Origin of the sequence: Trujillonella endophytica (assembly GCF_900110555.1) — a bacterium.
Taxonomy (GTDB): Bacteria; Actinomycetota; Actinomycetes; order Mycobacteriales; family Geodermatophilaceae; genus Trujillonella; species Trujillonella endophytica.
In genome coordinates, this window is the sequence record NZ_FOEE01000012.1 from 26653 (window position 1) to 50584 (window position 23932).

The window sequence follows — 23932 nt, forward strand, 5'->3', positions numbered from 1 at the left end:
GCGCCTCTCGACCAGGACGGCGCGGCCGTCCTCCATGACCCGACGCTGCGCCGGTCGCCGGGACGCTAGCCGATCGCGGGGCCGGCCCGCGGAGAGAAGGGACCCAGCGTCCCGGGGCGGCGGCCCGTCGGGACGGGCAGAGAGCCGGGCCGTCGAGGAGACCCAGCGGGCTGCGCGACATGCAGGTCGCTGCGCCGCGGGCGGACCTCGCTCTCCGCTCCTGGCTGCCCCGGACCGAAGCCGGCACCGTGCCCCAGGACCGGTCCCCGGGCGCTGAGCCGGCGTCCGTCGGTCGAGCAGATCTGGATCAAGGAACTGGGATGGGTCAGCCGCGGAGGCGCAGGCCGCGGGGGGTGGCGGCGAAGCCGGCCGCCTGGAGTGCCGCCGACAGCGGGCCCGCCTCGTGCACCGAGGCGCCGTCGGTCTTCTGGACGACCATGCGGCCCAGCGCACCGGCCGCCACCGCCCCGGACAGCGCGGTCGCCGCCTCCTTGAGCACCTGCTCGTCCTCGGTCCACGACAGCAGCGTCTTGCCGCCGCGCTCGACGTAGAGCACGAGGTCGCCGTCGACCAGCACGACGAGCGCACCCGCCTTGCGACCGGCCCGGTGGCCGCTGCCGCGCTTGCTCACGGTGCCCTCGCCCAGGTCGACGGCGTCGGGCCCCTCGCCGTCGGCGCCCGCGGCGGCCGACGGATCGGGGCGCTCCGGCCAGGGCAGGGCCGCGCCGTAGACGTTGGCCGGGTCGGTGGCGGCCAGGACGACGGTGCCGGCGGGCGCCCGGTCCGGGGTGGCGAAGCCGCGCAGCCGGTCCACCGAGCCGGGGGTGCCGAACTGCGCGGCGCCGAGGGTCTCGACGAAGTACCCGCGCCGGGCCCGGCCGTTCTCCTCGAACGCCCGCAGCACGGGGTAGACGGCGGAGAAGCCGCCGGGCACCTGCTCGGCCATGACCGCGCCGCGGGTGAGCACCCCGTGCCGCTCCAGCAGCGCCTCCGCGCGGGCGGTGGTGCGCCGGGTCGGGTCCGCCTCCCGCTCGGGCAGCCGGGACCACCGGCCGGCCACCGTCGGCGGGCCGCTGCGCGTGGGCATCGCCGGGCGGCCCAGGCGGGGCCTGCCGTAGCGGGAGGTTCGAGCGCGCGGCGGGGCCGGGGTGCGGCGGTGCGTGCCGCCGGCACCGAGCCGGGTGCGCAGCGGGGCGAGGGTGTCGTTGGTCAGGTGGCCGGACCAGACGAGGTCCCAGACCGTGTCGGCGAGCGCGGTGTCGTCGGTGGCGCCGGTGAGGTCGGACAGCCCGCGGAAGAACATCGCCTGCCCGCTGGCGAGGCCCTCGAGCAGGGCGGCGCCGTACCCGCCCTCCTCCGGCGGCTCCAGCGGCTCGGGCAGGAGCAGGTGCGCGACGTCGGCCGGCACGAGGCTGATCCAGCCGTCGTTGCCGGGCAGCGCGCCGGCGCCGGCCCAGAGCACCTCCCCGGCGCTGGTCAGCTCGTCGAGCATCGCGGGGGAGTAGTCGCGCACCCGCGACGGCAGCACGAGCGACTCCAGCGCGCTGGCCGGCACGAGGGCCCCCGCCAGCTGCTCGACCACCGCGAGGACGCCGTCCGTACCGCGCTGCCGGCTGCCCACCGACTGCCAGGCCGGGGTGAACCGGGCCAGCGTGCCGATCGGCACCGGCTCGACCTCCTGGCGCAGCTTGGCCAGGCTGCGGCGCCGGATCGAGCGGAGGACCTCGGCGTCGCACCACTCCTGGCCGCTGCCGCCCGGTCTGAATTCACCCGATACGAGCCGTCCGATCGAGACCAGCCGCTGCAGCGTCGCGGTGACGACGGCGACGCCCAGCCCGAGCCGGCGGGCCACCTCGTCGGGCTGGAACGGGCCGTGGGTGCGGGCGTAGCGGCCGACGAGGTCGCCGAGCGGATCGGTCACCGGCTCGGTGAACACCTCCGGCACGCCGACGGGCAGCGCGGTGCCCAGGGCGTCGCGGAGCCGGCCGGCGTCCTCGATGGCGACGTGCCGTTCCTCGCCGGCGATGCGCACGACGATCGCGCGCCGGGCGTCGACCAGCTCGTCGAGCCACTCGGCCGGCACGCCGCGGACGGCGGCCTCGGCCGGCGTGAGGTCGCCGACGCCGCGGAGCAGGTCGCTGGCGCCGTCGACGTCGCGGGGATGCCGGGGCGCGGGCAGCCGTTGCAGCTCGGCCTCGACCTCGGTGAGCGCCTCGGCGTCGAGCAGCTCGCGCAGCTCGGAGCGGCCGAGGAGCTCGGCGAGCAGGCCGGTGTCGAGGGCGAGCGCCTGCGCCCGGCGCTCGGCCAGCGGCGCGTCGCCCTCGTAGAGGAACTGCCCGACGTAGCCGAACAGCAGCGACGTGGCGAACGGCGACGCGGTCTGCGTCTGGACGTCGACCACCTTCACCCGGCGGGCCTGCACGTCGCGCATCAGCTCGATCAGGCCCGGGACGTCGTAGACGTCCTGCAGCACCTCCCGCGCGGCCTCCAGCGTGATCGGGAAGCCGGGGAACTCGCTGGCCACCGACAGCAGCTGGGCGGCGCGCTGGCGCTGCTGCCACAGCGGGGTGCGCCGGCGCGGGTCGCGGCGGGGGAGCAGCAGGGCGCGGGCGGCGCACTCGCGGAACCGGCTGGCGAACAGCGCGGAGCTGCCGACCTCGGTGGTGACTTCGCGCTCGACGTCGTCGGGGTCGAGCACGGCCAGGTCGGCCTCGGGCGGCTCGCCGGTGGTGTCGGGCAGCCGCAGCACGATCCCGTCGTCGGAGTGCATCGAGGCGACGTCGACGCCGTAGCGCTCGCGGAGCCGGGCGGCCAGCACCAGCGACCACGGGGCGTTGACCTGGGCGCCGAAGGGGGAGTGCACGACCAGCCGCCAGTCGCCCAGCTCGTCGCGGAAGCGCTCCACGAGCAGCGTGCGGTCGTCGGGCAGGTGGCCGGTCGCCGCCTTCTGCTCGGCCAGGTAGGCCAGCAGGTTGACGATGCCCCACTCGTCGAGACCGGCGGCGCGGGCCCGCTCGGCGCCCGCGTCGGGCCCGGCGGATCCGACCTCGCGGAGGAACGCCCCCAGCGCGCGGCCGAGCTCCAGCGGCCGGCCGGGGGCGTCGCCGTGCCAGAACGGCATCTTCCCGGGCTGGCCGGGCGCGGGGGAGACCAGCACCCGGTCGTGGGTGATCTCCTCGATCCGCCAGGACGACGAGCCGAGCAGGAACACGTCGCCCACCCGGGACTCGTAGACCATCTCCTCGTCGAGCTCGCCGACGCGGCGCCCGCCCGTTCCCTCGGCGCCCACGATGAAGACGCCGAACAGGCCGCGGTCGGGGATCGTGCCGCCGCTGGTCACCGCCAGCCGCTGGGCGCCGCCGCGGGCGGTGAGGGTGTCGGTGACGCGGTCCCAGGTCAGCCGCGGCCGGAGCTCCGCGAAGGCGTCGGAGGGGTACCGGCCGGCCAGCATGTCGAGGACGGCATGCAGCGCGGACTCCGGCAGCCCCGCGAACGGCGCCGACCGGCGGATCAGCTCCCCGACCTCGTCGACCGTGCGCGGCCGCTCGGAGACGATCGCGACGATCTGCTGGGCCAGCACGTCGAGGGGGTTGCGGAGGTAGCGGATGGACTCGATCGCGCCGGCCTTCATCCGCTCGGCGACCAGGGCGCACTGGACGAGGTCGCCGCGGTACTTGGGGAACAGCACGCCCCGGCTGACCGCGCCGACCTGGTGCCCCGCCCGGCCCACCCGCTGCAGGCCCGCGGCCACCGTGGGCGGGGACTCGACCTGCACCACCAGGTCGACCGCGCCCATGTCGATGCCGAGCTCCAGGCTCGAGGTGGCGACGACGGCCGGCAGCTGCCCCGACTTCAGCGCCTCCTCGACGACGGCCCGCTGCTCGCGGGAGACCGAGCCGTGGTGCGCCATCGCCACGGGCCTGAAGGCCTCGGGCAGCCCCCCGCCCGCACCGGCCTGCGCCATCAGGGCGGCCGGCGTGGTGCCCGGCGGCACGGGCTCGCCGGTGGCGCGCTCGTAGGCCAGCTCGTTGAGCCGGCTGGTCAGCCGCTCCGCCAGCCGCCGGGAGTTGGAGAAGACGATCGTGCTGCGCGAGGCCTCGACCAGGTCGAGCACCCGCTCCTCGACCGCCGGCCAGATCGACGTCCGCGGCTGATTGCCCGCCGCCGAGCCGTCCAGCTCGCCGGTCGGCTGGCCGAGCGAGCTCATGTCCTCGACGGGGACGACGACCGACAGGTCCCACTGCTTGACCGATGGCGGCGCGACGACCTCGACGGGCCGGCCGCCGGCCAGGAAGGTGGCGACCTCCTCGATCGGCCGCACGGTCGCCGACAGCCCGATCCGCTGCGCCGGCCGATCGAGCAGCTCGTCGAGCCGGTCGAGCGTGACCGCCATGTGCGCGCCGCGCTTGGAGTCGGTGACGGCGTGCACCTCGTCGACGATCACCGTCTCGACCCCGCGCAGCGCCTCCCGGGCCTGGCTGGTGAGCAGCAGGAACAGCGACTCGGGGGTGGTGATCAGGATGTCGGGCGGGCGCTTGTTGAAGGCGCGACGCTCCTCGGCCGGGGTGTCGCCGGAGCGGATGCCGACGGTGATCTCCGGGCGGGCCAGCCCCAGCCGCAGGGCAGCCTGACCGATGCCGGTCAGGGGCGCGCGCAGGTTGCGCTCGACGTCGACCGCCAGCGCCTTGAGCGGGGAGACGTAGAGGACCCGGCAGCGGCGGATCTCCTCCTCCGGCGGCGGGCTGCTGGCCAGCCGGTCCAGCGACCAGAGGAACGCCGCCAGCGTCTTGCCCGACCCGGTGGGGGCGACGACCAGCGCGTGCCCGCCCGAGCTGATCGCGCCCCACGCGCCCTCCTGGGCGGGCGTGGGCTCGGCGAAGGCGCCGGTGAACCAGGCCCGGGTGGCCTCGGAGAACCGGTCGAGAGCGGACACGTCGCCAGTGTCACCCGCGGGTACGACAGTTCGCCGGGCGCAGCGACGTCGTCCACCCTCGGCGTAGCCCGTTCGGGTCGGGAGACGCCGACGGTAGGCGGGGGCACACTTCCGCCATGCGCTCCACGCTCTACGAGGCCGACCACGACGACTTCCGCGCGACGGTGCGCGCGTGGGCGGAGAAGACCGTCGCGCCGTTCCACGCGCAGTGGGAGTCCGACGGCATCGTCCCGCGGGAGGTGTGGGCCTCCGCCGGCGACCAGGGCCTGCTCGGCATGGACGTCGACGAGGCCCACGGCGGCGGGGGCGTGCGCGACTTCCGCTACAACGCCGTCGTCGACGAGGAGCTGACCCGCATCGGCGCCAGCGGCGTCGGCTTCGGTCTGCACAACGACGTCGTCGGCCCCTACCTGCGCGACCTGGCGACCGAGGAGCAGGCCCAGCGCTGGCTGCCCGGCTTCTGCAGCGGCGCGCTGATCACCGCGATCGCGATGACCGAGCCCGGCACCGGCAGCGACCTGCAGGCGATCACCACGGCCGCCCGCCGCGACGGCTCGGACTGGGTGCTGTCGGGCGCCAAGACCTTCATCACCAACGGCATCAACGCCGACCTGGTGATCGTGGTCGCCCGCACCGATCCGGAGGCGCCGGGCTCGCGCGGCACCAGCCTGCTGGTCGTCGAGCGCGGCATGCCCGGCTTCACCCGCGGCCGCAACCTGGAGAAGGTGGGGCTCAAGGCGCAGGACACCGCCGAGCTGTTCTTCGACGAGGTGCGCGTGCCGGCCGAGAACCTCCTCGGCACGGAGAACGCCGGCTTCGCGCACCTGATGGACAACCTTCCCCAGGAGCGGCTGTCGATCGCGGTCATCGCCGTCGCCTCCGCCGAGACGGTCCTCGCGCAGACCGTCGAGTACGTCACGACGCGGACGGCGTTCGGGCGCCCGGTGGGCAGCTTCCAGAACAGCCGCTTCGTCCTCGCCGAGCTGCACACCGAGACGACGATCGCTCGCACCTTCGTCGACGAGTGCGTGCGCCGGCTGAACGCCGGGGAGCTCTCCGCCGTCGACGCGGCGATGGCCAAGTACTGGACGACGGAGCTGCAGAACAAGGTCGCCGACCGCTGCCTGCAACTGCACGGCGGCTACGGCTACATGGACGAGTACCCGGTCTCCCGCGCCTGGCGCGACGCCCGCGTGCAGTCGATCTACGGCGGCACCAACGAGGTCATGCGGGAGATCATCGGCCGCTCGATGGGCCTCTGAGCCGCGATGGGATCGCCGACCGTCGACCTCCCGCGGGTCCAGCGCCGCACTGTCGCCGTCCTGGGCAGCGGCACGGCGCTCAGCGGGCTGGGCGTCACCATCGGCATCACCCTGGGCGGGCTGCTCGCCCGGGACGTCGCCGGCAGCGACGCCGCCTCGGGGCTCGGGCAGACCGCCGGCGTGCTGGGCTCTGCCGTGCTCGCCGTGCCGCTCGCGCGCATCAGCGACCGGTCCGGCCGGCGGGCGGGCCTGGCCGCGGGCTTCGCCGTCGCGGTGGTCGGCGCGCTGGTCACGGTGGTCGCGGCGGCGCTGGCCTCCCTGTCGCTGCTGCTGGTGGGGCTGTTCGCCTTCGGCGCGGCCACCGCGTGCGGGCTGCAGGCGCGCTACGCCGCGGCCGACCTCGCCGCCCCCGAGCGGCGGGGCCGCGACCTGTCGATGGTGGTCTGGGCGACCACCGTCGGCTCGGTCCTGGGACCCAATCTCGCCGGGCCGGGGGCGGACCTGGGGGTCCGCCTCGGCCTGCCGGCGCTGGGCGGCGGCTTCGCGCTGTCGGCGGTCGTGTTCCTGCTCGTCGCCGCACTGTTCGTCGGCCTGCTGCGGCCCGACCCGCTGCTGCTGTCCCGCCGGCTGCGCGGGGGCGGGAGCGCGCCGGAGGTCAGGCCGCGCCGGGCGACCCGGCTCGCGCTGGCGGCGGTGTGGGCCGATCCCGGCGGCCGGCTCGGGCTGACCGCCGTCGTCGTCTCCCACGCCGTGATGGTCGGCGTCATGGTCATGACGCCGGTGCACATGGGCCACGCGCACGGCCCGGAGGGGACGACGCTGCGGCTCATCGGCCTGGTCATCAGCGTGCACGTGGCCGGGATGTACCTGTTCTCGCCGGTCGTCGGGTGGCTGGCCGACCGGCTGGGCCGGCGGGTGGTGGTGGCGCTGGCGGCCGGGCTGCTGCTGGCCGCGGCGGCGCTGTCGGGCACGGCCGGCCCGGCGGACGCGGGGCAGCTGGGCACCGGCCTCTTCCTGCTGGGGCTGGGCTGGTCCTGCGGGCTGGTGGCCGGGTCCACGCTGGTCACCGAGGCGGTCGGGGCGCAGCAGCGGCCCACCGCCCAGGGCGGGACCGACCTGCTGATGGGCCTGGGGGCGGCGCTGGCCGGTGTCGTCGGCGGGCCCCTGCTGGCCCTGGGCGGGTACGGGCTGGTGGCGGCGGTCAGCGCGGCGCTGGTGCTCCCGCTGGTCGTGGTCCTGCTGCGCGGGTCGGCGACCGGAGGGTCGCGGTCAGCGGTCGCGCAGGTTGCGCCAGAGCAGCCCCAGCGTCAGGAGCAGGCAGACGGCGATGCCGATCTCCAGCACCGTGTCGAGGGCCGCTGACCCGGTCGTGATCACGCTCCCAGCGTAGGTCCCGGGGCGGTGGCCGGGGCGCGCTAGCGTCGGGGGGTGCGCCTGCAGGAGTTCTGGTCCCGGCTCGACGATCAGTTCGGCTCGATGCGGGCCCAGAGCGTCACCCGCGACCACGTCTTCTCCGCCCTCGGCGGCCGGACGGCGCTCGACGCGTTGGAGGCCGGGGTCCCGACCCGGACGGTCTGGCTGGCCATCTGCGAGGAGTACGAGGTCCCGCGCAAGGACCGCTGAGCGGTCGTCCGGAGCCGGCCCCGGGCCTCCGGGCAGGCGTGCGTGGGGCCGGTGGGACGGGCGGCGTGTCGCAGGTGGCGCTCGAACACCTGTTCGTCCTACTGTGGGTCCACAGGCCGGGTGTTCCTCCACAGGTCCGGTCGGTCCCCCGGAAGTGTCAGCCCTCGCCCCTAGCGTCGGCACCGACCCGCTCGTCACTCACGACACCGTGACTTCCCGAAGGTGAACACCATGGCAACGCTCGACCGCGACAAGGCCCTCGACATGGCCCTCGCCCAGATCGACAAGCAGTTCGGCAAGGGCTCGGTCATGCGGCTGGGCGACTCCCCCGAGGTCGCGATGAAGGTGATCCCGACCGGCTCCATCGCGCTCGACATCGCCCTCGGCGTCGGCGGGCTGCCCCGCGGCCGGGTGGTCGAGGTGTACGGCCCCGAGGCCTCCGGCAAGACCACGGTCGCCCTGCACGCGGTGGCCAACGCCCAGGCGTCCGGCGGCATCGTCGCCTTCATCGACGCCGAGCACGCGCTCGACCCCGACTACGCCCGGGCGATCGGCGTCGACACCGACGCCCTGCTGATCAGCCAGCCCGACACCGGTGAGCAGGCGCTGGAGATCGCGGACATGCTGATCCGCTCCGGCGCGCTCGACCTGATCGTCATCGACTCGGTGGCCGCCCTCGTGCCCCGCGCCGAGATCGAGGGCGAGATGGGCGACAGCCACGTCGGCCTGCAGGCCCGGCTGATGAGCCAGGCGCTGCGCAAGATCACCGGCGCCCTGAGCAACTCCGGCACGACCTGCATCTTCATCAACCAGCTGCGCGAGAAGGTCGGCGTCGTCTACGGCTCGCCGGAGGTCACCACCGGTGGTCGGGCGCTGAAGTTCTACTCCTCGATCCGCCTCGACGTGCGCCGCATCGAGACCCTCAAGCAGGGCACCGACGCGGTCGGCAGCCGGGTCCGGGTCAAGGTCGTCAAGAACAAGGTGGCCGCGCCGTTCAAGCAGGCCGAGCTCGACCTCATCTGGGGCCTCGGGTTCAGCCGCGAGGGCGGCCTCATCGACATCGGCGTCGAGCAGGGCTTCGTCCGCAAGTCCGGCGCTTGGTACACCTACGACGGCGACCAGCTCGGCCAGGGCAAGGAGAACGCCCGCAACTTCCTGCGGGACAACCCCGACCTCGCCGACGAGATCGAGAAGAAGATCAAGGAGAAGCTGGGCATCGGCCCGCAGGTCGACGCGCCGGCCGCGGCCGACACCCCCGACTTCTGAGCCCGGTGGGCAACCGGCTCGGGGGCGGCGGCTTCGGTCCACCCCGCGGGCGCCGCCGGGCCGCCGCGTCCCCCGAGGGGGGCGCGGCCGGCCCGGCGGACGACGCGAGCAGCGAGGCGGCCGCGGCCCTCGACGATCCCGAGGCGGCGGCGCGCGACATCTGCCTGCGTGCGCTGACCGGAACGGCCAAAACCCGCCGCCAGCTCGAAGAGCTGCTGGCCCGCAAGGAGATCCCGGACGACGCGGCCGCGGCCGTGCTGGACCGTTTCGGCGAGGTCGGGCTGATCGACGACGCCGCCTTCGCCCGAGCCTGGGTGGACTCCCGGCAGGCGAGCCGGGGGCTGTCGCGGCGCGCGCTGAAGTCGGAGCTGCGGGCGAAGGGCGTCGACTGCGAGGACGCCGACCAGGCGCTGGCGCTCGTGGGCGACCAGGACGAGTGGGACGCCGCGCGCCGGTTGGTGGCGCGCCGGGTGTCCGGGCTGCGCCGGGTCGACCGGGAGACCGCGCACCGCCGGCTGCTGGGGATGCTCGCCCGCAAGGGCTACGGCTCGGGGCTCGCGGGGATCGTCGTCCGCGAGGCGCTGGACGCCGAGTGGGAGGCCGACGAACCGAGCGCGGCGGACACCGATCAGGGGCTGGACGCGTTCCTGCCCTGACCCGCCGCGGCTCGTCGCACCGGCGCGGGGCGGACGACGACAGCCCCGCACCGAGGCCGCCTGGTCCAGGCTCGGCCGGCACCGCGTCCATGCGCCCGGTGCCGGCCCGACTGCTCAGACGAGTGCCGGCTCCGGCTCTGGCGACGGCTGCTCGGCCGGGGGCTCCGTCGTCCCGATCCGGGGCAACCACTCCAGCCAGCGGGGCAGGTACCAGTTGCTGTCGCCCAGCCACACCATCGCGGCGGGCACCAGCAGGGTGCGGATGATGGTCGCGTCGACGAGCACGGCGAAGCCGAGGCCGAAGCCCCACTGCGAGAGCTCGGGGATGCCCGAGGCGGCGAAGCCGGAGAAGACGGCCACCATGATGGCCGCGGCTCCGGTGATGAGCCGTCCCGTCCGGCCGAGCCCGTGGACGACCGCCTCGGTGGTGTCACCCGTCGCGTCGTAGCCCTCCTTGATCCGGCTGAGCAGAAAGACGTGGTAGTCCATCGACAGCCCGAACAGCAGGGCGAACGTGATGACCGGCATGTACGGCGAGATGCCCTCGACCTCGGGGAACCCGAGCAGCGTCGAGCCCCAGCCCCACTGGTAGGCCGCGACCATGGCCCCGAACGTCGCGGCGGCGCCGAGCGCGTTCAACGTGATCGCCTTCAGCGGGATGACGATCGAGCGGAAGGTCACCAGCAGGAGCAGGAAGCTCGCGCCGAGGACGAAGGCGACGACCATCCACGCGCGGGACAGCAGCAGGTCGATGCCGTCGATCGAGGTGGCCTGGTCGCCGGTCACGTAGCCGGTCGCCGCCGTACCGGTCAGCGCCCCCGGAACGAGCTCGGTCCGCAACCGCTCGATGGCCTCCTCCGCCCGTGGGTCGGCCGAGTCGTAGCGGTCGTGCGTGTCGATGAACGCGACGTCGTCGCGGCGGTCGACCGTCGTGTCGTTGAACGCCGGGTCGGCGTCGACGGCCAGGGCCAGCGCGGCGACCTCGTCCTCGGCGGACGCAGCGTTGACGACGGCGATCGTCGTCGCGGACTGGCCCCGACCGAACTCCTGCACGAGCAGCGCGCTCGCCCGGTGGACGACGAAGTCCTCGGGCAGCGACTCCGGCCCGGGATGGGCCAGCCGGAGCGATGCGAGCGGCGCGGCGCAGACGAGCAGGACGAGGACGCCGGCGATCGTCGCGACGGCCGGCCGGGAGATGACGGCGCGGGCCGTGCGCTGCCAGCCGACCGGCCCGCGGGTCGGGTCGGTGCCGGGCACGCGTCCTCGATCGACCCGATGGCCGAGCAGGCGCAGGACGGCCGGCAGGAGGGTCAGCGTCGTGACGACCGAGGAGATGGCCACGAAGATGACCGACAGCGCGATGCCGACGTACTCCGTGGTCGGGATGAGCAGCAGCCCGCTCAGCGACAGCATCACGGTGGCGCCGGAGAACAGCACCGCGCGGTTCGCGGTGGCGCCGGTCGCGGTGACGGCGTCGAGGACGCTTCGACCGCGGCCGAGCTCCTCACGGAAGCGCTGCACGGAGACGAGCGAGTAGTCGATGCTGAGCGCGAGCCCGAGCATCGTCGTCAGGACGAGGACTCCCTCGGTGAGCTCCAGCGCGCGACCCACGACGGCGACCATGGCCATCGCCGACAGGACCGACACGAAGGCCACGCCCAGCGGGATGCTGGCCGCGACGAGCGCGCCCAGCACGAGCAGGAGGACGACGAGCGCTGCCGCCACGCCGATCAGCTCGCCGCGCGCGAGCTGCTCGCCGGCCAGCTCGGTGAACGCCAGCTCGCCGGACTCCGTGCCCGACACCAGCAGCTCGAAGCCGTCGACGTCGAGTTCGCCGACCGCGTCGACGAGCGCCTGCACCACCTCGGTGTCCGCCGCCGTCCGGACCTGCACCAGCGCGGTGCGGCCGGACTCACCCACCCCTGCCTCGGCGGTCGGCGCGGTGACGCGCTCGACGCCGTCGACGGCGTCCACCGTCCGGACGACGGCGGCGACGGCTGCATCGAAGGACGGCGCGCCGAAGCGAGCCGCATCCGAGGTGAGGACGACCGTCTCGTCGTAGGACTGCGAGCCGGCGGACCGGTGCATCTCGTCGAGCTCGCGCCCGGCGTCGGACTCCGTCGTGACCAGGTTGCGCACGTCGGGAGTGACGGCACCGTCGACCTGGCCGGCGAGCGGCAGGGCGACGGCGAGGGTGGCGGCCCATAGGCCGATCGTCAGCCACGGTCGCCGGGCTGATGCTCGGGCGAGGCGCCCGGCGAGGGGAATGCGCATGGGAAGGCTCCTGGGTGATCGGCAGGCGACCCACCGTGTCGGTGCAGCGGGCGCCGCACCTCGTCCCCAGGGCTCGAGCAGCTCCACCCAGAGGTGGAGGGGCGGCGACCGGAAGAGGGAGTCGCGGGCTTCGCCCGATCCCTACGCTGACCGGCATGACGGCAACGACCGAGGTGGACCCGCTCCACCCGGCGCTGCCGTTGTGGCCGCGGGTGGGGCGCTACGCGTTCGCGATCGGCGTCGGCGCGCTGGTGGGGGTGGGTAGCGCGGTCGAGCGGCTGGACGGCCCGCTGCCGGAGTCGCAGCAGGGCACGGTGATCGTCGTCGCGCTCGATCTGGTGCTCGGCCTGGTGTCGCTCGGCCTGCTGGCGCTGCGTCGTCGCCACCCGCTCGCCGTCGCGTGCACGGTCGTCGCGTTGCTGTCGGTGTCGGCCGCGAGCTTCGGCCCGGCGCTGGTCGCCATCGTGTCCATGGGGACATGGCGCCGGCGGCCGTGGGCCGTGCTGACCGGCGGTGTGTTCCTCGCCGGCCTGCTCGTCGTCATCGCGCTCGACCTGCCGACGCGCCCGCCCGACGAGGCGCCGTGGGAGGTGGTCGTCGGTCTGGTGCTCGCTCCCGTCGTCTACGGAGCAGCGGCGGTGACCGGCTTCTACGTCGGCGCACGTCGTGAGTTGGCCGCGAACCGGCACGAGCAGGCCCTCGCCGCCGAGCGCGAGCAGGCGCTGGTCGCCGACACGGTTCGCGAGGCCGAGCGCACACGCATCGCCCGTGAGATGCACGACGTGCTCGCGCACCGCATCTCGCTGGTGGCGCTGCACGCCGGCGCGCTCGTCTACCGCGACGACCTCACCCGCGAGCAGACCGCCGAGACGGCCGCGACGATCCAGGACAACGCGCAGCTCGCGCTGACCGAGCTGCGCCAGGTGCTCGGCGTGCTGCGCCCGGACGACGGCGCGCATGACATCGAGTCTCCGCAGCCGACGCTGGCCGAGCTACCGGCCCTCCTCGCCGACTCACGGGAGGCGGGCACCGAGGTTGCCCTCGACACGACGCAGCTGGTCGGGACGCTCGACCGGGTGCCGACCACCCTGTCGCGCAACGCCTTCCGCATCGTGCAGGAGGCGCTCACCAACGTCCGCAAGCACGCACCCGGCGTACCGGTCAGGGTGGCCCTGGCCGGGACCCCGGGGGCCCGGCTCGACGTCGAGGTCTCCAACCCGATCGGGGCGCGCGCCGGCGTGGCGCTCCCGTCGGCGGGCGTCGGCCTCACCGGCCTCACCGAGCGCGCTGTCCTGGCGGGCGGCACCCTCGAGCACGGCGCACGCGCCGACGGCTCCTTCGTCGTGGAGGCGAGCCTTCCATGGCAGACGTGAGGGCGGTGCGCGTCGTTCTCGTCGACGACGACCCGCTCGTCCGCGCGGGACTGAGGATGATCCTGGGCGGTGCGCCGGACATCGACGTCGTCGCCGAGGCGGCCGACGGGCAGGACGCCGTGGACGTCGTGCTGCGTGAGGCGCCGGACGTCGTGCTGATGGACATCCGCATGCCGCGGATGGACGGGCTGGCCGCGACCCGTCGACTGCTCGACCGCGGCACGAGTGCCCGCATCATCGTGCTGACGACGTTCGACACCGACGACATGGTCGTCACCGCCCTCAGCTACGGCGCCGCGGGCTTCCTGCTCAAGGACACGTCACCCGCCGACCTCGTCGATGCCGTACGACGGGTTGCCGCCGGGCAGCCGATCCTGTCGCCCAGCGTCACCGCACAGCTCATCGCCACGGTCACCCGACCGCGCGACGAGGCCGTGCAGCGGTCGGCGCGTGCGCGGCTGGCCCGGCTCACCGATCGCGAGCGCGAGGTCGCGGAGGCAGTGGGCCAGGGGCTGACGAACACCGAGATCGCCGAGCGGCTGCACCTCGGGGTGGCGACGGTCAAGACGCATGTCGGGGCGCTGTTCAGCAAGCTCGACGTCACCAACCGGGTGCAGATCGCCCGCTGCCTGCACGAGGCGACCAGGGAGCGGTAGGGCCGCTGTTGTCGTTCCGGGCCCGCCCCCTCGAGCCGGCGCACGAGCGGCCGTCTGCTCGGGGGTCGGGGCCGTCGGCTCGTGTGCCGGGCGCGGACGACCGCGCCGGGGGGCTCAGCTCGCCGCGGGGTGCTCCAGGTCGGCCCAGGCGGTGACGTCGACGGCGAGGCCGTCGGGGGACTCGTCGTCGGCCACCAGCCAGGCCTGCTCGTTGCTGCGGTCGCTGGTCAGCCACTCCTGGATCTGCGCGCCGAAGCCGGTGTCGCGGGCGGGGTCGCGGCTGACCGGCCCCAGGAAGGTGAGGTCGACCTCCACGTCCCCGGTGAAGCGCAGCACCAGCCGGCAGCGGGCGCGGCGGTGGCGGGCGGGCGGCACGACCTCACGGACGACCGCCGTCTCGGCGCCGGCGGCCGCGGCGAAGTCCGGCGCGGCCGCACGGACCCGGTTGACGAACTCCTGGGCGGCGTCCGACGGGCCGTCGGAGAGTCGCGTCACCGCGGGGAGCGGGACGGCGGGGCGAAGAGCGGTGTCCACGGGGTCCTACTCGGCAGTACGGCCGCGGAGCCGATCCCTGGACGCCTCATCCGTCGCGCGAGTCCCGCCCGTCCCGGGGTTCGCCTCCGCCCGGCCCGGCGTTCGCCTCCGTCCGGCCCGGCGCGGGGCCCGGGCGCGGGCAGGGGCGCGGGCGCGGGCGCGGTCAGGCTCCACCACCGACCTGCGCCGGTCCCGCCGCCTTGGCGGCAGTCGCCGCGGCGGGGCGCGACACGCGGCCGCTGCGGGCCTGCCGCTTCTGGATGTACTGGGCCAGCCGGCCGAGCGTGTAGTTGATCGCGATGTAGATGAGAGCGACCACGAAGTAGGTCTGGATCGGGTTGTCCAGGTTGCGCTGGATGGTGTCGCCCTGGCTGAGCAGCTCGTCGTAGTTGGCCACGAAGGTGACCAGCGAGGTGTCTTTCAGCACGACCACGAGCTGGCTGATGATCGCCGGCAGCATCACGCGGAACGCCTGGGGCAGCAGCACGATGCGCATCGTCTGGCCGTCGGTGAGGCCGGTCGCCAGCGCACCCTCGCGCTGGCCCCGCGGGAGCGATGCCACGCCGGCCCGGATGACCTCGGCGAAGACGACCATGTTGTAGGCGGTCAGCCCGAACACCAGCCCCCAGAAGACCTGGCCGCCGGGCCAACCGCTGAGGTCGATGCCGACGTCGTCGATCACCCGGACGCCGAAGTAGACGAGCACGACCACGGGCAGCCCGCGGAACAGCTCCACGAGGCCGATCAGCGGGATCCGGGCGACGCGTCCCAGCGACAGGCGGGCGACCGCGATCACCGTGCCGAGCACGATCGACAGGACCATGGCGACCGCCGCCGCCTTCAGCGTGTTCACGACGCCCTCGCGGAGCAGCCGCCACACCGCGTCGAACGCCTCGTTGTCGGGGTCGATCAGCGGACCCCACTTCTCCATCGTGAACTGCCCGCGGTCGACCAGGCGGCGCACCGCCAGGAACACCAGCCCGGCGAGCAGGAGCAGCGCGACGACCGTGCCGATCAGGGTGCGCCGGCGGGCCCTGGGCCCCTGGGCGTCGTAGAGCACCGACGGCTCGCTCATCGGGCGATCGCCACCTTCCGCTCGATGACCTGCAGCAGCGCCCCGGCGGGCAGGGTGATCAGCAGGTAGCCGATGGCGACCCCGATGAAGACCGGGAGGGTCTCGTACCCCCGCGCGCTGGTCAGGATCTGCCCGGTGCTCCACAGGTCGCCGCCCACGCCGAAGGCGCCGACCACGGCCGAGTTCTTGAACATCGCGATGAGGACGCTGCCCAGCGGCGGTACGACGGTGCGCAGCGCCTGGGGCAGCACGACGTCGCGCAGCGTGAGCGAGAAGCCGAGGCCCAGCGACCGGGCCGCCTCGGCCTGGCCGGCCGGCACCGAGTTGATGCCTGCCCGGATCGCCTCGGCGACGAAGGCGGAGGTGTAGAGGATCAGGCCGAGGACGCCGAAGAAGAAGAAGCTGCGGTTGATGCCGAGCTCCGGCAGCCCGAACGCGCAGAAGACCAGCACCACGGTCAGCGGAGTGTTGCGGAACGTCGTCACCCAGAAGGTGCCGAACGCCCGCAGCGGGGGAACGGGGGAGACGCGGCAGGCTGCGATGATCAGGCCGAGCAGCAGGCACCCGATGAGCGAGTACACGATGATCCTGAGCGAGGTCAGGAAGCCATCGACGTACAGGTCGAGGTTGTCGAGGACGGGACTCATGCGCGCCGCCTTCCGGCCGGGAGGACGAGGTCGGGTCGGCGCACCACGGCCGGCCGCGGGGAGCGGCCGGCCGTGGTGCTCACCGCGTCAGGAACAGGGCTGCGGCTCGGGCAGCGAGGGCGTCTCCGTGCCCTCGACCTGGCCCGCCGTGCTCTCCCAGGCCGCCACGTAGGCCTCCTCGTTGTCCGCGAGCGTCTCGTTGATGAACTCGCAGAATGCGACGTCACCCTTGGTGATGCCGATCCCGTAGGGCTCCTCGGTGAACTGCTCGCCGACCAGCTTGAACTCACCGTCGGACTCCGAGACGAAGCCCAGCAGGATCACGTTGTCGGTGGTGACGGCGTCCACCTGGCCGTTGCTCAGCGAGTCCGCGCACTGCGAGTACTCCTCGAAGAGCACCAGCTGGGAGTCGCTCGCCAGGTACTCGCGGATGTTCTCCGCCGGCGTCGACCCGGTGACCGAGCAGACGGTCGCGTCCGGGTTCTCGGTGAACGACTCGGGGCCGGTGATCTCGTCGTCGTCCGACGCGACCATGATCTGCTGGCCGGCCTCGTAGTACGGCCCGGCGAACGAGATCCGCTCCCGCCGTGTGTCGTTGATCGTGTACGTCGCGACGACCATGTCGACCTCGCCGCCCTCGATGACCTCCTCGCGGACGGCCGAGGGGGTCTGCACCCACTCGATGTCGCCCTCGGCGATGCCGAGCGCGCCGGCGATGATCTTCGCGACCTCGACGTCGAAGCCCTCCACCTCGCCCTCGAGGTTCTCCAGGCCGAACCCGGGCTGGTCGAACTTGGTGCCGACGCGGATGGTGCCCCGCTCCGCGATCTCGGCCATGGTCGTGCCGGCCTCGAACTCCGGCGTCTCGGCGACCGACGGCTCGGCGGAGTCCCCGCCGCCCCCACCCCCGTCGTCGTCGTCGCCGCAGGCGGCCAGGGCGAGCGCGGTGACGGCGACGGTCAGGGCTGATGCCGTGCGACGGAACCTCATGGACGTGCTCCTCTCGGTTGGGGCGTCAGTGGGTGAGGATCTTGGAGAGGAAGTCCTTGGCCCGGTCCGACGTCGGCCGGGTGAAGAACGTCTCGGGGTCCGCGGACTCGACGATCCGGCCGCCGTCCATGAACACGACGCGGTTGGCCGCCCGGCGGGCGAAGCCCATCTCGTGGGTGATGACGACCATCGTCATGCCGTCGCGCGCCAGCGAGGTCATGACGTCGAGGACCTCGTTGATCATCTCCGGGTCCAGTGCCGACGTCGGCTCGTCGAACAGCATCACCTTCGGGTCCATGGCGAGGGCGCGGGCGATGGCCACGCGCTGCTGCTGGCCGCCGGAGAGCTGGGCCGGGTACTTGTCCGCCTGGTTGCCGACGCCGACCCGGTCCAGGAGCTCGCGGGCCCGCTTGTCGGCCTCCCCTTTGGACCGGTGGCGCACCTTCACCGGCCCGAGGGTCACGTTCTGCAGCACGGTCTTGTGCGCGAACAGGTTGAAGTTCTGGAACACCATGCCGACGTCGGCGCGCAGCCGGGCCAGGGCCTTGCCCTCCTCGGGCAGGAGCTCGCCGTCGACCCGGATCTCGCCCTGCTGGATCGGTTCCAGGCGGTTGATCGCGCGGCACAGCGTCGACTTGCCCGAGCCGGAGGGGCCGATGACGACCACCACCTCCCCGGCGTCGATGGCCAGATCGACGTCGGCGAGGACGTGCAGGTCGCCGAACCACTTCTGGACGCCGGAGAGCTCGACGAGCGGATGCTGCCTTGTGGCGCTGGTCACACCCCGGACACTAGGGGGACACGGTTTCCCCCGGTCACCGGTGCCGTCACGAAGCGGTAACGAAGCAGGCCGGCCGCGGGAGCGCCGTACCCTCGGCGGCGAGATGGAGAGCGAAGCCACGACCCACGAGAAGCCCGGCGCCGCCCGCACCTACCGGGTGCGCACGTACGGGTGCCAGATGAACGTGCACGATTCCGAGCGCCTGTCAGGCCTGTTGGAGGCGGCCGGCTACACCGCGGCCGCCGAGGACGACGACGCCGACGTCGTCGTCCTCAACACGTGCGCGGTCCGCGAGAACGCCGACAACCGGCTGTACGGCAACCTCGGGCACCTGCGGCCGGTGAAGGACGCCCGACCCGGGATGCAGATCGCCGTCGGCGGCTGCCTCGCGCAGAAGGACCGCGGGGAGATCGTGCGGCGCGCGCCGTGGGTCGACGTCGTCTTCGGCACCCACAACGTGGGGTCGCTCCCCGCCCTCCTGGAGCGGGCCCGGCACAACGCCGAGGCGCAGATCGAGATCGCCGAGTCGCTCGAGGTGTTCCCCTCGACGCTGCCGGCCAAGCGGGACTCCGCCTACGCCGGCTGGGTGTCGATCAGCGTCGGCTGCAACAACACCTGCACGTTCTGCATCGTCCCGGCGCTGCGTGGCAAGGAGAAGGACCGCCGGCCCGGCGAGATCCTCGGCGAGGTGCAGGCGCTGGTCGACCAGGGCGTGCTCGAGGTGACGCTGCTCGGCCAGAACGTCAACGCCTACGGCGTCGAGTTCCGCGACCGGGGCGCCTTCGCGGACCTGCTGCGCGCCACGGGCGCGATCGCGGGCCTGGAGCGGGTGCGGTTCACCAGCCCCCACCCGCGCGAGTTCACCGACGACGTCATCGAGGCCATGGCCGAGACGCCGGCGGTCTGCCACCAGCTGCACATGCCGCTGCAGAGCGGGTCGGACGACGTGCTCCGGCGGATGCGCCGCGGTTACCGGCAGGAGCGCTACCTGGGGATCATCGACCGGGTCCGCGCCGCCATGCCCGACGCCGCGATCACCACCGACATCATCGTGGGCTTCCCCGGCGAGACCGAGGCGGACTTCGAGCAGACCCTCGAGGTCGTCCGGCAGGCGCGCTTCGCCGGTGCGTTCACGTTCCAGTACTCGAAGCGGCCCGGCACCCCGGCCGCCGAGATGGCCGACCAGCTGCCCAAGGCCGTCGTCCAGGAGCGCTACCTGCGGTTGACCGCCCTGCAGGACGAGATCAGCTGGGCGGAGAACCGCGCCCAGATCGGCCGCCGCGTCGAGCTGCTCGTCGCCGCGGGGGAGGGCAGCAAGGACGCCGCCCGCGGCCGGCTGTCCGGCCGGGCGCGCGACGGACGGCTGGTGCACTTCACGGCGGCCGACGGAGTCCGCCCCGGAGACGTCGTCGAGACGGTGGTGACCGAGGTCGCGCCGCACCACCTCATGGCCGACGGCGCGCTGCTCTCGCACCGGCGCACCCGCGCCGGGGACGCGCACGACGCCGGCACGCGGCCGACCACTCCCGGCGTCTCGCTCGGCATGCCGCGGATCGGCGTCCCACCCCCGCTCGCTCCCGTTCCCAGCAGCTGCTGACCGTGCAATTCCGCGCTTCTGCACCGAGCAGAAGCGCGGAATTGCACGTCGTCAGCGGCGGGAGGCGGCCTTCTCGGCCTCGGCCAGCCACTCCTGGCGGGTGGCGAGGTCGGCCTGCGCCTGGGAGATCCGCTGCGCGTTCCCCGAGGCCTCGGCCTTGGCCAGCTGCTCCTCGGCCTTGGTGACGGCCGCGCGCATCGAGGTGACCATCGGGTTCTCCGGGGCGGTGCGCACCCGCCCGGCGTCCGCGGCACCCCGCACGCGCTGCTCGACGGCCTGCATCCGGTCCTCCAGCGCCCGCATGGCCCCCCGCGGCACGTGCCCGATGGCGTCGTAGCGCTCCTGCAGCTTGCGCAGCGCGTTCTGCGCGCCCCGCAGGTCCTTGGACGCGTCGAGCTTCTCCGCCTCGGCGAGGATCTCCTCCTTGGCCTGCTGGTTGGCCACCTCCTCGGTGGTGCGCGCCTTGTCCGACTCCGTGCGCGCGGCGAAGAAGACGTCCTGGGCGGCGCGGAACTGCTTCCACAGGTCGTCGTCGCCGTCGCGGCCGGTGCGCGGCACGGCCTTCCAGCGGTCCATCAGCGAGCGCATCGCCGCGCTGGTCGGACCCCACTCGGTGGACGTCGACAGCCGCTGCGCCTCCGCGATGAGCTCCTGCTTGGCCGCGCGGGCCTCGCCGCGCTGCGCGTCCAGGGAGGCGAAGTGCGCGCCGCGGCGGCGACCGAAGCCGTCCCGGGCCGCGGCGAACCGCTGCCACAGGGCCTCGTCGGTCTTGCGGTCGATGCCGCGGATGGTCTTCCACTCCTCGACGATCGCCTTGAGACGGTCACCGGCGGCCTTCCACGCCGTCGACTCGGCGGCGATCTGCTCGGCCTCGGCGGCCAGCGCCTCCTTGCGCGCGATCTGCGCGACCCGGTGGGCGGCCTTCTCGGCCCGGGACTCGGCGGCGGCCGAGTCGGCCGTCTCCACCATCGCCCGGGCCCGCGCGGCGAGACCGTCGAGGTCGCCGACGGCGGTCGCGGACGGGATCTGGTCGGCCAGCGCCTGCGCCTTGGACTTGATCTCGGTCGGATTGCCGGTGTGGGCCTTGAGGCGCGCCTCGAGCAGGGTCACCTCGGTGGCCAGGTCGTCGAAGCGACGCCCGAAGTGGGCCAGCCCGGCGGCCGGGTCGCCGGCCTGCCAGGAGCCGACGGCGCGCTCGCCGTCGGCGGTGCGGACGTAGACGGTGCCGTCCTCGTCGACGCGGCCCCACGCGGTGGGGTCCGACGCCGGCGCGGCGATCGGGCCCGGGGTGGGCTCGCCGGCCGGGTGCGCGGGGAACGTGCCCGGCGCGGGCGCGCCCGGTGCCGGGACGGCGGCGATCGCGGCGGCCGCCTCCTCGGGGATCGGACCGGGGGTCACCGGCTCGGTGGGTGCCTCCTCGGCAGGGGCCTCCGCGACAGGGTCCTCGGCGGGGGCCTCCTGGGCGGGCGACTCCTGGGGGGCTGCGGCCTCGCTCGCCGTCGGGTCCGCCAGCACCGCATCCCCGGGATCGGGCGCCGCCGGCGTCCCCGCGTCGGGGCTCACGGCCTGCGATCCGACGGCCTCGGACGCGGCGGGTGCACCGCCCTCGGAGGACTGGGGGACCTGCTGCGAACCGTCTACGGGGCTCTCCGTGCTCGACACGCACCGCAGTGTCCCACGTCGCATCGGCGACACTGCTGCCGTGACGACAGAACAGGCCGGATCCTCCGCCCCGGGGCCGGCTCGGCCGCTCGCGATCGCCTTCTGCCCGGGTCCTCCGCTGCTGCTCCCGGCGGTCGAGGGGCGGGCGGCGCCGGAGACGACGGCGCTGCGCCGGGCCTGCGCGGAGGCGGTGGAGGCCGTGCTCGCGGCGGGCCCGGAGAGCGTCGTCGTCGTCGGTCCGGGGGCCGAGGGCCGCTACGGCGAGGGCGACGCCGGCGACCTGCGCGGCGTCGGCGTGGACCTGGAGGTGCCCTTCGCCGGCGGCGCGCGCGCCGGCGGTCGCCGCACCCCGACCGCGCTCACGATCGGGGCCTGGCTGCTCGACCGGGCCGGGCACACCGGGCCGCGGCTGGGCGTCGGGCCGGCGGAACTCGCGGAGGCCGTGGCCGGCCTGCCGGGCACCGTCGGGGTGCTCGCCGTCGGGGACGGCTCGGCCCGCCGCAGCGTGAAGGCCCCCGGCTACCTCGACGACGCCGCAGCCCCCTTCGACGCCGCGGTGGCGGCCGCGCTCGCCGCCGGGGACGCCGCCGCCCTCGCCGCCCTCGACCCGGCGGAGGGCGAGCGGCTGCTGGCAGCCGGCGTGCCCGTGTGGCGCGCCGTCGGCGGGGTCGTGGCCGGACGGGCCGTGCAGGCGCAACTGCGCTACGACGACGCCCCGTTCGGCGTCGGCTACCTGGTGGCCTCCTGGACGGCGCGGTGACCGCTGCCCCGGCCGGTGCGCCGCCGCCGGTGGTCGCCGTCGTCGGCCCGACCGCGACCGGCAAGACGGCGCTCGCGGTGGCCCTCGCGCGGCGGGTGGGCGGGGAGGTGGTCAACGCCGACTCGATGCAGCTCTACCGCGGCATGGACATCGGCACCGCCAAGCCCGACCTCGCCGAGCGCGGCGGCGTCCCGCACCACCTGCTCGACCTCTGGCACGTCCGCGAGCCTGCGTCGGTCGCCGAGTACCGGCAGCGCGCCCGGGCCGAGGTCGACCGGCTGCGGGCCGCCGGGGTGGTGCCGCTGCTGGTCGGCGGCTCGGGGCTGTACGTGCGCGCCGTCCTGGACGAGCTCGACTTCCCCGGCACCGATCCGGCGGTGCGCGCGCGGCTGGAGGGAGAGCTGGCCGACGTCGGCCCGGCCGCGCTGCACGCCCGGCTCGCCGGCGTCGACCCGGCCGCGGCCGCCGCGGTGCTGCCCAGCAACGGGCGGCGCATCGTGCGGGCGCTTGAGGTGGTGGAGCTGACCGGCGGGCCGTTCCGCGCGTCCCTGCCCGAGCCGCGGCCGCACTACCCGGCGGTCGTGGTGGGGCTGGACCGCGCGCCGGCCGAGCTCGACGAGCGGATCGCGCACCGGGTGGACCGCATGTGGGCCGCGGGCTTCGTCGCCGAGGTGGAGACGCTGGCCGCCGACGGGCTGCGCGAGGGGCCGACCGCCTCGCGGGCGCTGGGGTACGCGCAGGTGCTCGCGCAGCTCGACGGCGCGCTGACCCCCGAGGAGGCCCGGGAGCGCACCGTCGTCACGACGCGGCGGTTCGTGCGCCGCCAGCGCTCCTGGTTCCGCCGCGACGCCTCGACCACCTGGTTCGACGCCGCCCGCCCCGACCTGGTCGACGCGGTCGGCGGCCTGCTCGCCGCCCGTACGCTGGGCCGGTGAGAACGCGCGACCGGGTGCTCGTCGGGCACGGCACGGAGAACGACTTCGTCGTCCTCCCCGATCCCGACGGCGACCGCTGGCCGGAGATCCGGCTGGACGCGGCGATGGTCCGCCGGCTGTGCGACCGCCGCGCCGGCCTCGGTGGGGACGGCGTCCTGCGGGTCGTGCGCAGCGTGCACGTGCCCGACGCGCCCGCCGTGCTCGGCGACGCCCTGGACCGCTGCGAGTGGTTCATGGACCACCGCAACGCCGACGGGTCGCTGGCCGAGATGTGCGGCAACGGCGTGCGGCTGTTCCTGCACGTCCTGGTCACCGAGGGGCTGCTGGACCGCGCCGCCTGCGCCGACGGGGTGTGGGTCGGCACCCGGGGCGGACCGCGCCGGCTGGGCGCCGGCGCCGACGGCACGTACTGGGTCGACATGGGGCCCGCGCGCGAGTTCGGCCGGGGCTCCGCCGAGGTCGCCGGGCGGCGCTTCGAGGGCCTGGCCGTGTCGATGGGCAACCCCCACCTGGCGTGCCTGACCGACGCCGACCTGGACGCACTCGACCTGACGGCGCAGCCGCGGTTCGACGCGGAGCTGTTCCCCGAGGGCGTGAACGTCGAGCTGATCACGGTGCTCCGGGCGCCCGCCGAGGGCGCCGACGCGCACATCCGCCTGCGGGTGCACGAGCGCGGTGTGGGGGAGACCCGGTCGTGCGGCACCGGCGCCTGCGCCGCGGCCTACGCCGCGCTCGCGGACGCCGGTGCGACCGCCGGGACCGTCGTGGTCGACGTTCCCGGCGGCCGGCTGACGGTGGACGTCGGGCCGGACACCACGGTGCTGCGCGGGCCGGCCGTCGTCGTCGCCGCGGGCGAGCTCACGGCGGAGTGGCTCGGGGAGCCGGTTCCCGGGAGCTGACGCCCGCCG

The 23932-nt window shown here is 74.6% G+C and carries 19 protein-coding genes; 11 read left to right on the top strand and 8 right to left on the bottom strand.

Annotated elements, in window-relative coordinates:
- Positions 1-325: 325 nt before the first annotated feature.
- Entirely contained in the window at positions 326-4933 is a 4608-nt protein-coding gene (locus tag BMY88_RS17410) for an ATP-dependent helicase (protein ID WP_091946413.1), read from the bottom strand.
- 116 nt (positions 4934-5049) lie between these two features.
- On the opposite strand from BMY88_RS17410, the gene BMY88_RS17415 reads away from it, so the two are divergent.
- From BMY88_RS17415 to BMY88_RS17435, 5 genes are all read left to right on the top strand, one after another.
- Positions 5050-6195 carry an acyl-CoA dehydrogenase family protein gene (locus tag BMY88_RS17415; RefSeq protein ID WP_091946416.1) on the top strand — a complete coding sequence of 382 codons (1146 nt, stop codon included), beginning with the start codon at positions 5050-5052 and terminating at the stop codon, positions 6193-6195.
- 6 nt (positions 6196-6201) lie between these two features.
- Complete coding sequence (locus tag BMY88_RS17420; RefSeq protein ID WP_091946420.1) at positions 6202-7557, top strand: MFS transporter; 1356 nt, start codon at positions 6202-6204, stop codon at positions 7555-7557.
- Between the two features lie 66 nt (positions 7558-7623).
- Positions 7624-7818 (top strand): DUF3046 domain-containing protein, encoded by a 195-nt coding sequence (locus tag BMY88_RS17425; protein ID WP_091946423.1) that lies wholly within the window; start codon positions 7624-7626, stop codon positions 7816-7818.
- A 231-nt stretch (positions 7819-8049) separates the two neighbouring features.
- The gene (recA, locus tag BMY88_RS17430; RefSeq protein WP_091946426.1) at positions 8050-9084 is read left to right on the top strand and encodes a recombinase RecA; all 1035 of its coding nucleotides are present in this window, start codon (positions 8050-8052) and stop codon (positions 9082-9084) included.
- 5 nt (positions 9085-9089) lie between these two features.
- Entirely contained in the window at positions 9090-9740 is a 651-nt protein-coding gene (locus BMY88_RS17435) for a regulatory protein RecX (protein WP_091946429.1), read from the top strand.
- Between the two features lie 114 nt (positions 9741-9854).
- On the opposite strand, the gene BMY88_RS17440 is transcribed toward BMY88_RS17435, so the two are convergent.
- Complete coding sequence (locus tag BMY88_RS17440; protein WP_091946432.1) at positions 9855-12014, bottom strand: MMPL family transporter; 2160 nt, start codon at positions 12012-12014, stop codon at positions 9855-9857.
- Between the two features lie 155 nt (positions 12015-12169).
- On the opposite strand from BMY88_RS17440, the gene BMY88_RS17445 reads away from it, so the two are divergent.
- Together BMY88_RS17445 and BMY88_RS17450 are read left to right on the top strand one after the other, a co-directional pair.
- Complete coding sequence (locus BMY88_RS17445; protein ID WP_091946435.1) at positions 12170-13387, top strand: sensor histidine kinase; 1218 nt, start codon at positions 12170-12172, stop codon at positions 13385-13387.
- Positions 13375-14043, top strand: a complete 669-nt coding sequence (locus BMY88_RS17450) for a response regulator (protein WP_091946438.1) — start codon at positions 13375-13377, stop codon at positions 14041-14043. The genes BMY88_RS17445 and BMY88_RS17450 overlap by 13 nt, the downstream gene beginning before the upstream one ends.
- Positions 14044-14157: 114 nt before the next feature.
- Here the strand turns inward: BMY88_RS17450 and BMY88_RS17455 are convergent, their stop codons facing one another.
- From BMY88_RS17455 to BMY88_RS17475, 5 genes are all read right to left on the bottom strand, one after another.
- Positions 14158-14538 carry a hypothetical protein gene (locus tag BMY88_RS17455; RefSeq protein ID WP_244524760.1) on the bottom strand — a complete coding sequence of 127 codons (381 nt, stop codon included), beginning with the start codon at positions 14536-14538 and terminating at the stop codon, positions 14158-14160.
- Positions 14539-14740: 202 nt separating this feature from the next.
- The gene (locus tag BMY88_RS17460) at positions 14741-15652 is read right to left on the bottom strand and encodes an amino acid ABC transporter permease (RefSeq protein ID WP_091946443.1); all 912 of its coding nucleotides are present in this window, start codon (positions 15650-15652) and stop codon (positions 14741-14743) included.
- Positions 15649-16299, bottom strand: coding sequence for an amino acid ABC transporter permease (locus BMY88_RS17465; RefSeq protein WP_091946446.1), 651 nt, complete (start codon positions 16297-16299; stop codon positions 15649-15651). The genes BMY88_RS17460 and BMY88_RS17465 overlap by 4 nt, the downstream gene beginning before the upstream one ends.
- Positions 16300-16386: 87 nt before the next feature.
- On the bottom strand, positions 16387-17289 hold the full coding sequence (locus BMY88_RS17470) for a glutamate ABC transporter substrate-binding protein (RefSeq protein WP_091946449.1): 903 nt from the start codon (positions 17287-17289) through the stop codon (positions 16387-16389).
- A gap of 25 nt (positions 17290-17314) precedes the next feature.
- On the bottom strand, positions 17315-18070 hold the full coding sequence (locus tag BMY88_RS17475) for an amino acid ABC transporter ATP-binding protein (protein WP_091946452.1): 756 nt from the start codon (positions 18068-18070) through the stop codon (positions 17315-17317).
- 103 nt (positions 18071-18173) lie between these two features.
- Here BMY88_RS17475 and miaB point away from each other — a divergent pair, with 103 nt between their 5' ends.
- Positions 18174-19667 carry a tRNA (N6-isopentenyl adenosine(37)-C2)-methylthiotransferase MiaB gene (miaB, locus tag BMY88_RS17480; RefSeq protein ID WP_091946455.1) on the top strand — a complete coding sequence of 498 codons (1494 nt, stop codon included), beginning with the start codon at positions 18174-18176 and terminating at the stop codon, positions 19665-19667.
- A gap of 51 nt (positions 19668-19718) precedes the next feature.
- Here the strand turns inward: miaB and BMY88_RS17485 are convergent, their stop codons facing one another.
- Positions 19719-21230 carry a DUF349 domain-containing protein gene (locus tag BMY88_RS17485; protein ID WP_244524761.1) on the bottom strand — a complete coding sequence of 504 codons (1512 nt, stop codon included), beginning with the start codon at positions 21228-21230 and terminating at the stop codon, positions 19719-19721.
- 139 nt (positions 21231-21369) lie between these two features.
- Here BMY88_RS17485 and BMY88_RS17490 point away from each other — a divergent pair, with 139 nt between their 5' ends.
- From BMY88_RS17490 to dapF, 3 genes are read left to right on the top strand one after another with little or no spacing between them, the layout of a single operon-like run.
- The gene (locus tag BMY88_RS17490) at positions 21370-22089 is read left to right on the top strand and encodes a class III extradiol ring-cleavage dioxygenase family protein (protein ID WP_091946457.1); all 720 of its coding nucleotides are present in this window, start codon (positions 21370-21372) and stop codon (positions 22087-22089) included.
- On the top strand, positions 22086-23024 hold the full coding sequence (gene miaA, locus BMY88_RS17495) for a tRNA (adenosine(37)-N6)-dimethylallyltransferase MiaA (protein WP_211435700.1): 939 nt from the start codon (positions 22086-22088) through the stop codon (positions 23022-23024). Before BMY88_RS17490 ends, miaA begins: the two co-directional genes overlap by 4 nt.
- Positions 23021-23923, top strand: a complete 903-nt coding sequence (dapF, locus tag BMY88_RS17500; protein ID WP_244524762.1) for a diaminopimelate epimerase — start codon at positions 23021-23023, stop codon at positions 23921-23923. Before miaA ends, dapF begins: the two co-directional genes overlap by 4 nt.
- Positions 23924-23932 lie beyond the last annotated feature (9 nt).